Genomic DNA, 325 nt, shown 5'->3' with positions numbered 1-325 from the left:
GGGCGCCGCGAACGGCTTGATCTCGTTGACGAACTCGGTCTCGATCCAGCGGGTGTGGACCGTGAAGGGGTCCGTGGAGCCGGTCAGCTCGGGGGCGAAGGCGGGGTCCCGTACCACGACGCGGTGGAAGGGGATGGCCGTGGCCATGCCTTCGACCTGGAACTCGTTCAGGGCGCGGGCGGCGCGCTGGAGGGCTTCCTTGCGGGTGCGGCCGGTGACGATCAGTTTGGCGAGCAGGGAGTCCCAGGCGGGGCCGATGACGGCGCCGGATTCCACGCCGGCGTCCAGGCGGACGCCGGGGCCGGACGGGGGGTCGAAGCGGGTG

At 72.3% G+C, this 325-nt stretch carries 1 pseudogene; it reads right to left on the bottom strand.

From position 1 onward, the window contains the following. Positions 1-325 (bottom strand): annotated as a pseudogene (locus OO52_RS45710) (biotin/lipoyl-containing protein); the annotation flags it as partial.

The sequence above is a fragment of the Streptomyces flaveolus genome (genome assembly GCF_000716535.1).
Lineage (GTDB): Bacteria > Actinomycetota > Actinomycetes > Streptomycetales > Streptomycetaceae > Streptomyces > Streptomyces flaveolus_A.
Note: the sequence above shows the minus strand (reverse complement) of the source record. Positions and strands in the feature narration are given on the sequence as shown.